This window comes from Modestobacter sp. SYSU DS0511, assembly GCF_054050755.1.
Genome location: NZ_JBJGZY010000010.1, coordinates 55,639 through 68,129, shown reverse-complemented (window position 1 = coordinate 68,129; position 12,491 = coordinate 55,639). Strand labels below are relative to the sequence as shown.

The window sequence follows — 12,491 nt, the reverse complement described above, 5'->3', positions numbered from 1 at the left end:
TGGTCGCGGCGCCGGTCCCGGCTGCGCGTTCCGACTCAGTTGCGCCGGTCCCGGAGCGCGGTTCCGACGCCGGGCGTACGGCCGGTCGACCCGGCCGACCGGTTCCGCTTCTCCGACCTCCTCGGCGAGGCGACCGCCGACATCGGCTCCCGTCCCGGGCGCCTGGTGACGACGATCGTCGGCACCGTGCTGGGCATCGCCGCGCTGATCGCCACCATCGGCTTCGCCCAGACCGCTGCCGGCCAGATCGCCCGGCAGTTCGACCGGACCGCCGCCACCCAGCTCGTCGTCACCCCGGCCACCGCGGACACCCGCGGCGGCGCGACCGTCGCCACCGGCGCCCTGCCCTGGGACGCCGTTCCCCGCCTGGAACGGCTGGCCGGCATCGAGGCGGCGGCGCTGCTGGCGGAGGTGCCGTTGCCCCGCGCGGTCATCGCGGCGGTGCCGGTGAACGACCCGTCGCAACCGCCCACGGCGGCACCACCGGTCTACGCGGCCTCCGCCGAGCTGCTGGACACCGTCGGTGGGCACCTGGCCACCGGCCGGTTCCTCGACGCCGGCCACGACGCCCGCGCCGACCGGGTGGTGGTGCTCGGCGCCCGGGCGGCGGACCGGCTGGGCGTCCAGCGGGTCGACACCCAGCCCTCGATCTTCATCGACGGCATCGCCTACGCCGTCCTGGGGATCGTCGACTCGACCGACGTCCGCGCCGAGCTGCTCAACGCGGTGCTGCTGCCCACCGGCACGGCGCGGGCCGACTTCGGCCTGCGCGCCCCCGGCGACGCGCAGGCCCGCATCGCGATCGGCGCCGGACCGCAGCTGCGCACCCAGGCCGCGCTCGCCCTGGCCCCCGACGACCCAGAGAGCCTCGAGGTCAACGCCCCCCGCGGTCGCTCCGACCTGGGGCAGGACGTGCAGGCCGACGTGAACGGCGTCTTCGTCATCCTCTCGGTCATCGTGCTGCTCGCCGGCGGGGTCGGGATCGCCAACGTGACGATGCTGTCGGTGATGGAGCGCGTCGGCGAGATCGGGCTCCGCCGCGCCATCGGCGCCACCCGGCGGCAGATCGCTGGCCAGTTCGTCGCCGAGTCCGTGGTCATCGGCCTGCTGGGCGGTCTCATCGGGGCCTCGCTCGGCGTCTTCGCCGTCATCGGCATCTCCGTCGTCCGGGACTGGACCCCGGTCATCGACCCCTGGATCGCCGTCGGCGGCGCCCTGCTCGGGGCCGTCCTCGGGCTGGTCGCCGGCGGCCTCCCTGCCCGTCGCGCAGCAGCCATCGAGCCGGTCGACGCCCTGCGCGGAGGCACCTGACCGCACCCCGGGTCGCCCCCGGTGGCGCTCAGTCCTCGATCATGTCCTGGCCCTCCGCCCGCAGCTGCGCCAGGTGCTCGAGCATCCGCTGCAGCACCTCCGGGTCGTGCCCCTGCCAGTCGTCCACCTCGCGGAGGACGCGCAGGGGGTGGCGGGTGCGGTAGGACTGCGTCGGGTTGCCCGGGAACCGCTTGTCGGTCACGTTCGGGTCGTCCTCGAACGGGCCCAGCGGCTCGACGGCGTAGACGCGCCCGCGCTCGCCGCTCCCGGCGAGGGCGGCGGCCAGCTCGGCCCCCCAGACGGCCGTGTCCACGAGCGCGGTGAAGTAGACGTGGTTCGACACCCGGCCGGCGTGGAAGTTCGACCCGCGGCCGGGGACCAGCTCGTCGCCCACCGCCAGGGCCGCCTTCGTCCCGTGGAAGAACGGGCCGACGACGTGCCCGCAGTGGTCGTAGGTCACCGGCTCGTGGCCGCCGCTGCTCTCGCCCATGGCCGGCTCCTCCGCACGTCCGGTCGATGTCCTCCGGCGCCCGCCGCAGGAGCTCCGAGCCTCGCACGCCGGTGCCGTGGCCGTCCCGGTCCTCGGCGCTCGACCTTGACGCAGGGTCAGGGCGCGACGCTGCTGCCATGACCACGACACCAGCCATCGAGATCGCCGGGCTCACCAAGAACTACGGCGACTCCACGGTGCTCCGGGGCGTCGACCTGAGCATCCCCGCGGGCACCGTCCCCGCCCTCCTCGGCTCCAACGGCGCAGGCAAGACCACGACCGTGCGGATCCTCTCCACGCTGCTGCGGGCCGACGGCGGAACGGTCGCCGTCAACGGGTTCGACGTCGCGACCCAGCCCGCGCAGGTGCGGGCGTCGATCAGCCTCACCGGGCAGTTCGCCGCCGTCGACGACATCCTCACCGGCCGGGAGGACCTCGTGCTCGTCGCCCACCTACCCGCTGGTCTTCCTGCCGTTCATCTCCTCGGCGTTCTTGCCGACGTCGGGCACGCCCGGCCCGGTGCGCTGGTTCGCCGAGCACAAGCTGGTCACCCCGATCGTGAACACCCTGCGGGGGCTGTTCGCCGAGCAACCGGTCGGCGACGACGGCTGGACCGCCCTCGCCTGATGCGTCGGCCTGCTCCTTGTGGCCTACGTGCTCGCGATGCGCACCTACCGCCGGAAGATCGGCTGAGCACGACGACGAGGGGAGGCGGCGGCACCGTGCTGACCATCAGCCAGCTCGCGTCCTACGCCGGCGTGACGGTGCGCGCGGTGCGGCACCACCACGCCACCGGGCTGCTGCCCGAGCCCGAACGCGACTCCTCCGGGTACCGGCGCTACGACGCCGCAGCCGTCGTCGAGCTCATCCGGATCTGCACCCTCGCCGAGGCGGGCGTGCCGCTGAGACGGGTCCGTGAGCTGCTCGCTGCGGGGGAGGGGAGTTCGCGGCGGCAGTGGCCGACGTCGACCGCCGGCTGCGCGCCGAGATCCGCGACCGCCAACGGCACCGGGCACGGATCGCGCAGCTCGCGGCCGGGGAGAGCCTGGTGCTGCCACCGGTGGCGGTCGCCTATCTCGACCGGATGCGCGAGCTCGGCTTCCCGGAGCGGCTGGAACAGATCGAGCGCGACAGCTGGATCCTGATCGCGGCCCGGATGCCCGAGCAGGTGCCGGGCATGATGGCGGTCAAGCACGCGCAGATCGACCACCCGACGCTGCGCCGGCTGTTCCGGCTGTTGGAGCAGCGCGGCTGGACCGGCTGGACCAACATCCGCCGCGCCGGCCCGGGAGGCTGACCCGGGCGCGCCGCACGTCAGCGGTGACCGGCCGGCCGGCGGGGCAGACTGTGGCCGTGGGGGAGCGAGTGATGCGATCGTCGGGAGCAACCGGGCGCCCCGCTGTCACCACGCCGCGCGAGCTGGCTGCCGTCGCCCAGCGGTTGTTCGTCGAGGTCGGGTTCGAGGACACGAGCATCGACGACATCGCGCGTGCTGCCGGGATCGGCCGGCGCACCTTCTTCCGCTACTTCGAGAGCAAGGCCGACGTGCTCTTCGTCGAGTCCCCGGCCGAGCTGGCCCGGCTCCAGCAGGGGCTCGCCGCCGCGGACCCCGCCGAGCCCTGCCCGGCCGTGGTGACCCGCGCCGTCCTGGCGGCGCTGGAGCACCCACCGCAGGACCGGGAGTGGGCGCTGCAGCGCGCCCAGCTGATCCTCGGCGTCCCCGCGCTCGCCGCGCACACCGCGGTGGTGCTGTCCCAGTGGTGTCGGGCGGTGACCGAGTTCGCCCGGACGCGCCCGTGCGAGGACCCCTATTACGCGGAGGCCCTGGGGCACGCGGTGGTGGCCGCGACCGTCGCGGCGCACGCGCACTGGACCGCCCGCCCGGAGACCGAGCTCGCCGACGCGCTCCTCGGCATGCTGCGCCTGCTGCTGCCCGCGGAACCGACCAGCCGCTGACGGCGCGGATCCGGTCCGCGCCTGGTCGGACGAGCACCTCGTCCCGTCACGCATTGCCTTTCGGCACCCAGTGCCACTACCGTCGTCGCCGTCTCGTCCGTGACCCAGCTCACCTGGAGGCACCGTGCTCGACGCGACCGACCCGCCGCGGGGACCCCGGCGACGACGCGCCCCGGAGCACGGCTGGGCCGGACGTGCGGCGGTCGGACGACGACCGCACCCCTGAACTCGGCGCCCGAGCGGGGTGCCGGGGATCGATCCCCCGCCGCCAGGCGAGAGACCGGATCCGCCGACGACGACGTCAGAGGAGAAGGACGAATGGGAAAGCTCGAAGGGAAGGTCGCGTTCATCACCGGCGCAGCGCGCGGTCAAGGCCGCAGCCACGCCGTCCGGCTGGCGCAGGAGGGCGCCGACATCATCGCCGTCGACCACCTGCAGGACATGGCCTCGGTCGGCTATCCACAGGCCACCGAGGACGACATGGCCGAGACCGTGCGCCAGGTCGAGGCGCTGGACCGCCGGATCGTCACGACGAAGGCCGACGTGCGCGACACCGCCGCGCTGGCGGCCGCCGTCGACGAGGGGGTGGCGCAGCTCGGCCGGCTCGACATCGTGCTGGCCAACGCCGGCATCGCCAGCTTCGCGCCGGTCGAGGAGCTGACCGACGACATGTGGGACGAGATGATCGGGGTGAACCTGACCGGCGTCTTCAAGACTGTGCGGGCCGCGGTCCCGCACATCCGCGCCGGTGGCCGGGGCGGGGCGATCGTGCTCACCAGCTCCACGGCCGGCATCAAGGGGCTGGCCAACCTGGCGCACTACGTGGCTGCCAAGCACGGTGTGGTCGGGATGATGAAGACGCTGGCCAACGAGCTGGCCCCGGACATGATCCGGGTCAACTCGGTGCACCCGACGTCCGTGAACACGGACATGATCCACAATCCGGAGACCTACGGGCTGTTCCGGCCGGACAAGCCGAAGACCGAGGTGACCCGGGACGAGGCGGCCGAGTCGTTCAGGACGATGAACGCGCTGCCGGTGGAGTGGGTCGAGCCCGTGGACATCAGCAACGCGATCCTCTTCCTCGTCAGCGACGAGGGGCGCTACGTCACCGGGGTGCAGCTGCCGGTCGACGCCGGGGCGGTCATCAAGTGAGCGGGCGGGTCGAGGGCAAGGTCGCCTTCATCACCGGGGCAGCGCGCAGCCAGGGCCGCAGTCACGCCGTACGGCTGGCCCAGGAGGGCGCGGACATCATCGCGGTCGACATCGCCGGCCCCGTGGAGTCGATCCGGATGTACCCGCCGGCCACCGAGGGGGACCTGGCCGAGACCGTGCGCCAGGTGGAGGCGCTGGACCGGCGGATCGTCGCCACCAAGGCCGATGTCCGGGACACGGCGGCGCTGAAGGCGGCGGTCGACGACGGGGTGGCCCAGCTCGGCCGGCTGGACATCGTTCTGGGCAACGCCGGGGTGTTCGAGATCCAGCCGGCGCTGGAGCTCACCGATGACGCCTGGCGGGAGATGATCGACGTCAACCTCACCGGCGTGTGGAACACCTGCAAGGTGGCCCTGCCGCACCTGATCGAGGGCGGGCGGGGCGGGGCGATCGTGCTGACCAGCTCGACGGCCGGGCTGAAGGGGACGCCGAACACGATCCACTACACCGCGGCCAAGCACGGTGTCGTGGGGATCATGCGGACCCTGGCCAACGAGTTCGCGCAGCACTCCATCCGGGTCAACACGGTCCACCCCACCGGGGTGGACACGGTGATGATCCAGAACCAGAAGACGTGGGGGCTGTTCGCGCCCGACGACCCGGCACCCAGCCGGGAGAAGGCCGAGCCGATCTTCGCCTCGACCAACGCGCTGCCCGTTCCCTGGGTGGAACCGGTCGACATCTCCAACGCGATCTTGTTCCTCGTCTCCGACGAGGCGCGGTACATCACCGGCGTGACCCTCCCGGTCGACGCCGGCTACACCGTCAAGTGACCGGGGTGGGGACGGTGGCCGCGCGGTCGCCGTCCCCACCGCGGCGGAGCGAGGAGCACGCCCTGCACACGCACCAGCACAGCGACCCCGTGGTCACCGGCAGCCGGGTCACCGGCGACGACGGCACCTCGGTCCGGGCCGTCCGCAGCCGGGTGGCCCGCCACCTGGTGGGCCGGGACCGGGAACTGGACCTGCTGCTGGCCGCGGTCGCCGCCGGCCGGGACGTCCTGCTGGAGGGGCCGCCGGGGACGTCGAAGTCCACGCTGCTGCGGTCGATCACCGCCGAGTGGGGCATCCCCCTGGTGTTCGTCGAGGGCAATGCGGACCTGACGCCCACCCGGCTGGTCGGGCACCACGACCCGGCCCGGGTGCTCCGTGAGGACTACTCACCGGACAACTTCGTCCCCGGGCCGCTGGTCGAGGCGATGCGCACGGGCGGCTTCCTGTACGTGGAGGAGTTCAACCGTGCGCCGGAGGACACGCTCAACACGCTGCTCACCGCGATGGCCGAGCGGCGGATCGCGGTCCCCCGGGTGGGCACCGTGGACGCGGCCCCGAGCTTCCGGGTGATCGCCTCGATGAACCCCTACGACAACGTCGGCACCACCCGGCTGTCGACCTCCGTGCACGACCGGCTGTGCCGGCTGGCGATCGGCTACCAGGACGCCGACGCCGAGCGTGGCATCGTCGGGCGCCGCACCGGCGTCGAGTCCCCCCGGCTGGTCGCCGACGCCGTGGCGCTCACCAGGGCGACCCGGGAGCGGGACGACGTCCGGCAGGGCAGCAGCGTGCGGGGGGCCATCGACACCGCGCTCGTCGCCGCCCAGCTCGCCGCGGTGCGGGAGGTGGCGCTGCCCGACGAGCCCTCGGTGGCGCCGCCACGCGGGCTGCCGGAGGAGTACACGGCCGTCGTCCTGGACGCCCTCCTGCTGGCACTGTCCGGGCGGATCTTCCTCGACGAGACCGTCGAGACGACGCCGGAGGCGGTGCTGCAGGAGATCTGGGCGGACCACTTCCTGCTGCAGCCGGCGGCCGCCGAGCCTGGTTGAAGAGCCGTCGAGGCCGACTCACCGATCACCCGGCGCACCCGGTCCGGCGCTGCTCGCGGCGCGCGGCCGCTGCGCCGGAGGCCCAAGAAGCTGACCGAGCAGCCCGCGCTCTACGAGCCGGCCCGGGGCGGCGGCGGGCTGGCGCTGTCCTCCGGCGACCGCCGGCGGACCCGGACCGGACCATCTCGGCGGGGCGGCACGGCCCCGGGTACGACGGACGAACCGGCCGACCTGATTCCGCTCGCCGACCTGGCCACCGAGACCTCGGTCGACCAGCGCACTCGCGCCCGCGCCCGGGAGATCGCCCGGCGGCTCTCGGTGCCCAGGCCACCGCGGGACCGTCGTCCGCGCCGCGGCGTCGGGGAGCTGACGAGCACGGCCTGGAGCGGCGGCTCGGACGAGCTGGACCTGGAACGGACCCTGGAGGCGATCGCCGGCAACCCGTACCCGGAGGGCACCGACATTGTCGTCCGGGAGCGGGTCAGGCAGCGCCGCTCGGTCGTGCTGGTGGTCGACGTCTCGGGGTCGATGAAGGGGGAGCGGGTGCGCACCGCCGCGGCGATGGTCGGTGCGCTGGCCGGGGAGCTGGCCCGGGACCGGCTCGCGGTGGTGGCGTTCTGGTCCGATGCCGCAGTGCTGGTGCGGATGGAGGAGCAGGTGGCGCCGCTCGAGGTCCTGGACCTGCTGCTGCGCGTGCCGACCCAGGGGCTGACCAACGTGACCTTCGCGTTGGAGACGGCGGCGCGGCAGCTGGCCGGGGTGCCACCGCGGGACGCCCGCGTGCTGTTGCTGTCCGACTGCGTGCACAACGCCGGGCCGGACCCGCGGCTCACCGCCGCCCGGCTGCCCCGGCTGGACGTCCTGCTGGACACCTCCGGGGAGGTGGACGTGGAGCTGGGCCGAGACCTGGCCCGGGCCGGGCGCGGCCGGATCAGCCTGGTGCGCGACCACCGCGACGCCGCCGCCGCCCTGAGCGCCGTCTTCGCCGGCTGAGCCCACCCCGCCCGCGCCACCGCGGCTGCCGCCGGGCTGCGATGCGGGGGCGGGCGCTCGGGAGGAGGCGTACCGGGAGGTCGACGAACCGGTCGCCGTCCCGGCCGCGGCACGCGGGACGTGCAGTTCGGGGTCGGTCACGTCGTCGTTGCGCAGCAGCGCGACGTCGGTGCGGTGGTCCGTCGACGTCAGCTAGGGCGTCCGGTCGCCCTGCTTCGGCAGCTCGTACACCGCGCGCCGAAGTCCAGCAGCGGCCGGGTGGGCCTGGCCGGGTCGCCGACCTCCGGCCGGCAGACGTCGTACCCGGCGCGGTCCACGTGGCAGCAGCCGGCCGCCGGGCCCGCCAGGGCACCGCTGGGAGCTGACACCTCTCCACCTCCCGCGCCCCGGACCACTCGCTGCCACTACAGGTCGCAGGTCCGGCCCACGCCGACGCCCTGCTGCCGCGGCGAGGAGCGTGCTGTCCGTGCCGCCGCCCTGGCGGTGCTGGGCGGGCGGGGATCAGCGCCGGAGCGGTCGGGGTGGTGACCCGTGGCGGCTGCCGCCCGAGGTGCCCGGTGGCTCAGTCCAGGTCGGTCCGGGCGTCGGCCAGGTAGCTGCGCACTGCCTGCTCGGGAACCCGGAAGGACCGGCCGACGCGCACCGCGGCCAGCTCGCCGCCGTGCACGAGGCGGTACACGGTCATCTTCGAGACGCGCATGATCGCCGCCACCTCGGCCACGGTCAGGAACGCGGCCACCGGGCGGGGAGCGGGCCGCTCGGCCGCCGGTCGCTGGGTCACGTGTCCCGGGGCCGACGGTCGCTGGGCCTGCGGCTGCACCGGCGCGGGGCGCATCGCCGTCCGGGGGCCCGGGACCACGGGCCGCCCGTGGGGGAGCTGGGTGGGGCGGTGCGCGGCGTGGGCGGTCGGCCGGGGGAGTGCCGGAGCGGGGGAGCGCTGGGGCAGGGTCACGGGGTTCCTCTCGGTGGCGGGTACGGACCGCGGTGCTGGTCGTTGTGACCACGCTGTGCGTCCGCGCTGGGACCGACAGTAGGTGATCGCCCGCCGTTCTGGGGGTGAGATCCGCAACGAGACGAACCGTTCCCGTTCGTCACTTGTTGACCGTGCGCCTGCGGGGGCCCGCAGGGGCCGGTCTTCCGGGGAGCGGAGCAGGGACGCCGCGGTCCCGGCCGGCGTGTGATGCTCACGGCGAGCTCGCTCTTCTCTGCAACGGCGCGGAAGAACAGAGGTGCCCACGTGATGCTCGGACCCCCGGGTCGCCACGGTCGTGCCGCCGGTGGCTGCCGCGGTGCTGCCGGTGGCTGCCGCCGTGCTGCCGGTGGCTCCCGCCGTGCTGCCGGTGGTTCCCGCCGGGGTGCCCGGTGACCGGTCCGCTCCCGGCCGACCGTGACCCGGACGCCGTCGTCCCGGTGTTCTTCCTGTCCGACAGCACCGGGATCAGCGCCGAGACGATGGGCAACGCGCTGCTCATCCAGTTCCCCGACGTGCACTTCGAGCGCACCCTGATCCCGTTCATCTCCACCGTGGAGATGGCCCGCGAGGTGGTCGCCCAGCTCGACGAGGCGATGGCCGGCCCGGTGGCGCCGCTGGTGTTCACCACCGCGGCGCTCGACGAGGTGCGCGAGGAGCTGCTGAAGACCCGGGCCCCGATCATCGACTTCTTCGGCATGCACATGGCCCGGGTGGAGGAGCAGCTGGGCGCCCGCGGGCTGCGCGAGGCCCGGCGGCTGCACGGGGTCGGCGACGTCCGGCGCTACAACGACCGGATGGCGGCGATCGAGTTCGCCATCGAGCACGACGACGGCCTGAGCCCGCGCGGACTGGACCGGGCCGACGTCGTCCTGCTGGCGCCCTCCCGCTGCGGCAAGACCCCGACCGCGATGTACCTGGCGCTGCAGCACGGCCTGTTCGTGGCCAACTACCCGCTGGTCGACGAGGACCTGGAGACCACCGACCTGCCCCGCCCCGTCCGCGACCTGCGCGACCGCTGCTTCGGGCTGACCACCACGGTCTCCCGGCTGAGCCGGGTCCGGCAGGAACGTCGCCCGGACTCGCGGTACGCCTCGGAGGAGCAGTGCCGCTTCGAGCTCCGCCGGGCGACGGCGATCTACGAGACGCACTCCCTGCCCACGGTGGACACCTCGGCGGCCTCCGTCGAGGAGATCGCCGCCGTGGTGATCCAGACCCTGGCCCGACAGCGGCGCGCCGCCGGCCGGGCCACGAACCGCGACCTTCGACGAAGAGGGGCCACCTGATGAGCAGCGAGATCCGTACCGAGGACAACGTGCGCTGGTTCGCCGAGCTGGGGCTGGGCGACCTGGAGGTGGTGGGCGGGAAGAACGCCTCGCTGGGCGAGATGATCTCCCACCTCGCCGACGCCGGGGTCAGCGTCCCCGACGGGTTCGCCACCACCGCCGCGGCGTACCAGCGCTTCCTCGGCGACACCGGGCTGGCCGCCCGGATCGCCGAGCAGCTGCGCACGCTGGACACCGACGACGTCCGGGCGCTGGCCGCGGCCGGGAAGGAGATCCGCCGCGCGGTGGTGGAGCAGCCGTTCCCGCCGGCGCTCGAGGCCGACATCCGGGCGGCGTACGACCAGTTGGCCGGGGACGACGCGGAGGCATCGTTCGCGGTCCGGTCCAGCGCCACGGCCGAGGACCTGCCCGATGCCTCCTTCGCCGGCCAGCAGGAGACGTTCCTCAACGTCCGCGGCGTCGAAGCCGTGCTGCAGGCCGTGCGGGAGGTGTACGCATCCCTCTACAACGACCGGGCGATCGCCTACCGGGTGCACCACGGCTTCGACCACGAGGCGGTGTCGCTGTCGGCCGGTGTGCAGCGGATGGTGCGGTCGGACCTCGGTGCCTCCGGCGTGATGTTCACGATGGACACCGAGTCCGGCTTCCGGGACGCCGTGTTCGTCACCTCGGCCTACGGGCTGGGGGAGGGCGTGGTGCAGGGGGCGGTCAACCCCGACGAGTTCTACGTCTACAAGCCCGCGCTGCGGGCCGGGCGCCCCGCGGTCCTCAAGCGAGGTGTGGGGGAGAAGGCCACGAAGATGGTCTACACCCAGCACGCCGAGGTCGGCCGGACGACGGAGTTCGTCGACGTCGACCCCGCCGACCGGCGGCTGCTGTCCCTCACCGACGACGAGGTCACCGAGCTGGCCCGCCAGGCGCTCAGGATCGAGGAGCACTACGGCCGGCCGATGGACATCGAGTGGGGCAAGGACGGTCGCACCGGCCGGCTGATGATCCTCCAGGCCCGGCCGGAGACCGTGCAGTCCCGCTCCGGGAACACCTCCGCGCGCTACCGGCTCACCGGCACCGGGGACGTCCTGGTCGAGGGGCGGGCGATCGGGCAGAAGATCGGCGCCGGTGCCGTGCGGGTGCTCAGCGACATCGACGAGATGGACTCCTTCGCCGCCGGCGACGTGCTGGTCGCCGACATGACCGACCCGGACTGGGAACCGATCATGAAGCGAGCCTCGGCGATCGTGACCAACCGCGGCGGGCGGACCTGCCACGCGGCGATCATCGCCCGCGAGCTGGGCATCCCCGCCGTCGTGGGCACCGGCACCGCGACCCGTGCGCTGCGCGACGGCGACCCGGTCACCGTGTCCTGCGCCGAGGGCGACACCGGCCTGGTCTACGCCGGGGAGGTGGGCTTCGAGGTGGCGGAGACCGAGCTGGACGCCATGCCGGAGATCCCCACCAAGATCATGATGAACGTCGGCACGCCGGAGCAGGCGTTCGCGTTCTCCCGGCTGCCGAACGCCGGCGTCGGGCTGGCCCGGCTGGAGTTCATCATCAACCGGCAGATCGGCATCCACCCCCGCGCGCTGCTGGAGCTGGAGACCCTCGACGCCCCGCTGCGGGCGCAGATCGAGGAGCGGATCGCCGCCTACCCCTCGGCCCGGGACTTCTTCGTCCAGCGCGTCGCCGAGGGGGTGGCCATGATCGCCGCGGCGTTCGCCCCCGAGCCGGTGATCGTGCGGATGAGCGACTTCAAGTCCAACGAGTACGCCAACCTCCTCGGCGGGGAGCGCTACGAGCCGCACGAGGAGAACCCGATGATCGGGTACCGCGGTGCCTCGCGGTACCTGTCGGCCGACTTCGCCGAGTGCTTCGCCATGGAGTGCGAGGCGCTGCGGTTCGTCCGGGACGCGATGGGCCTGACCAACGTCAAGATCATGATCCCGTTCGTCCGGACCGTCGCGGAGATCGAGGGCGTGGTGCGCCTGCTCGGCGAGCACGGGCTGCGCCGCGGGGAGAACGACCTCTCTGTGGTGATGATGTGCGAGCTGCCGTCCAACGCCCTGCTGGCCGGCGAGTTCCTGGAGCACGTCGACGGCTTCTCGATCGGCTCCAACGACATGACCCAGCTGGTGCTCGGCCTGGACCGCGACTCCGGCCTGGTCGCCGGCGGCTTCGACGAACGCGACCCGGCGGTGCTCGCCGCCCTGGAGATGGCGATCAAGGCCTGCCTGGAGCGCGGGAAGTACGTCGGCATCTGCGGTCAGGGCCCCAGCGACCACCCCGACCTGGCCGAGTGGCTGGTGGCGCAGCGGATCGAGTCGATGTCGCTGAACCCGGACACCGTCGTCGACACCTGGCTGCACCTGGCGAAGACGTCGGGCAGGACGTCGGGCAGGACGTCGGGCACGACCTGACGGGGCAGTCCGGCGCCGTCAGGTCGTGCCCGCT

The 12,491-nt window shown here is 73.6% G+C and carries 12 protein-coding genes and 2 pseudogenes; 12 read left to right on the top strand and 2 right to left on the bottom strand.

The window, feature by feature from the left end; translation table 11 throughout:
• The first annotated feature begins 39 nt into the window (after positions 1–39).
• Positions 40–1,311 (top strand): ABC transporter permease, encoded by a 1,272-nt coding sequence (locus ACI783_RS07170; protein WP_457139788.1) that lies wholly within the window; start codon positions 40–42, stop codon positions 1,309–1,311.
• A gap of 28 nt (positions 1,312–1,339) precedes the next feature.
• On the opposite strand, the gene arr is transcribed toward ACI783_RS07170, so the two are convergent.
• Positions 1,340–1,801 carry an NAD(+)--rifampin ADP-ribosyltransferase gene (gene arr, locus ACI783_RS07165; RefSeq protein ID WP_457139787.1) on the bottom strand — a complete coding sequence of 154 codons (462 nt, stop codon included), beginning with the start codon at positions 1,799–1,801 and terminating at the stop codon, positions 1,340–1,342.
• Between the two features lie 26 nt (positions 1,802–1,827).
• Here arr and ACI783_RS07160 point away from each other — a divergent pair.
• From ACI783_RS07160 to ACI783_RS07120, 9 genes and pseudogenes are all read left to right on the top strand, one after another.
• A pseudogene (locus ACI783_RS07160) lies at positions 1,828–2,241 on the top strand (ATP-binding cassette domain-containing protein); the annotation flags it as partial.
• Positions 2,242–2,293: 52 nt separating this feature from the next.
• A complete protein-coding gene (locus ACI783_RS07155) occupies positions 2,294–2,428 on the top strand; it encodes a hypothetical protein (protein WP_457082381.1) in 135 nt (44 codons plus the stop codon).
• A pseudogene (locus ACI783_RS07150) lies at positions 2,428–2,721 on the top strand (MerR family transcriptional regulator); the annotation flags it as partial. The gene ACI783_RS07155 and the pseudogene ACI783_RS07150, both read left to right, overlap by 1 nt.
• Positions 2,722–2,756: 35 nt before the next feature.
• Positions 2,757–3,098 (top strand): hypothetical protein, encoded by a 342-nt coding sequence (locus ACI783_RS07145; protein WP_457082379.1) that lies wholly within the window; start codon positions 2,757–2,759, stop codon positions 3,096–3,098.
• Between the two features lie 71 nt (positions 3,099–3,169).
• Positions 3,170–3,757: an acyl-CoA-like ligand-binding transcription factor gene (locus ACI783_RS07140; protein ID WP_457139786.1), complete on the top strand. Its 588-nt coding sequence runs from the start codon at positions 3,170–3,172 to the stop codon at positions 3,755–3,757.
• 318 nt (positions 3,758–4,075) lie between these two features.
• Positions 4,076–4,912 carry a mycofactocin-coupled SDR family oxidoreductase gene (locus ACI783_RS07135; RefSeq protein WP_457082265.1) on the top strand — a complete coding sequence of 279 codons (837 nt, stop codon included), beginning with the start codon at positions 4,076–4,078 and terminating at the stop codon, positions 4,910–4,912.
• Positions 4,909–5,745, top strand: coding sequence for a mycofactocin-coupled SDR family oxidoreductase (locus ACI783_RS07130; protein WP_457082263.1), 837 nt, complete (start codon positions 4,909–4,911; stop codon positions 5,743–5,745). Before ACI783_RS07135 ends, ACI783_RS07130 begins: the two co-directional genes overlap by 4 nt.
• A 14-nt stretch (positions 5,746–5,759) precedes the next feature.
• Positions 5,760–6,794, top strand: coding sequence for an AAA family ATPase (locus ACI783_RS07125; RefSeq protein ID WP_457082261.1), 1,035 nt, complete (start codon positions 5,760–5,762; stop codon positions 6,792–6,794).
• 318 nt (positions 6,795–7,112) lie between these two features.
• A complete protein-coding gene (locus tag ACI783_RS07120; RefSeq protein WP_457139785.1) occupies positions 7,113–7,787 on the top strand; it encodes a vWA domain-containing protein in 675 nt (224 codons plus the stop codon).
• Positions 7,788–8,349: 562 nt separating this feature from the next.
• Here the strand turns inward: ACI783_RS07120 and ACI783_RS07115 are convergent.
• Complete coding sequence (locus ACI783_RS07115) at positions 8,350–8,568, bottom strand: helix-turn-helix domain-containing protein (RefSeq protein ID WP_457139784.1); 219 nt, start codon at positions 8,566–8,568, stop codon at positions 8,350–8,352.
• A 581-nt stretch (positions 8,569–9,149) separates the two neighbouring features.
• Here ACI783_RS07115 and ACI783_RS07110 point away from each other — a divergent pair.
• On the top strand, positions 9,150–10,043 hold the full coding sequence (locus tag ACI783_RS07110; RefSeq protein WP_457082255.1) for a pyruvate, water dikinase regulatory protein: 894 nt from the start codon (positions 9,150–9,152) through the stop codon (positions 10,041–10,043).
• Complete coding sequence (gene ppsA / locus ACI783_RS07105; RefSeq protein ID WP_457082253.1) at positions 10,043–12,457, top strand: phosphoenolpyruvate synthase; 2,415 nt, start codon at positions 10,043–10,045, stop codon at positions 12,455–12,457. Before ACI783_RS07110 ends, ppsA begins: the two co-directional genes overlap by 1 nt.
• Positions 12,458–12,491 lie beyond the last annotated feature (34 nt).

Excerpts from the sequence above, each read along its gene's own strand:
- arr (WP_457139787.1), bottom strand. The coding sequence starts at position 1,801 with ATGGGCGAGAGCAGCGGCGGCCACGAGCCGGTGACCTACGACCACTGC.
- ACI783_RS07140 (WP_457139786.1), top strand. The coding sequence starts at position 3,170 with ATGCGATCGTCGGGAGCAACCGGGCGCCCCGCTGTCACCACGCCGCGC.
- ACI783_RS07135 (WP_457082265.1), top strand. The coding sequence starts at position 4,076 with ATGGGAAAGCTCGAAGGGAAGGTCGCGTTCATCACCGGCGCAGCGCGC.
- ppsA (WP_457082253.1), top strand. The coding sequence starts at position 10,043 with ATGAGCAGCGAGATCCGTACCGAGGACAACGTGCGCTGGTTCGCCGAG.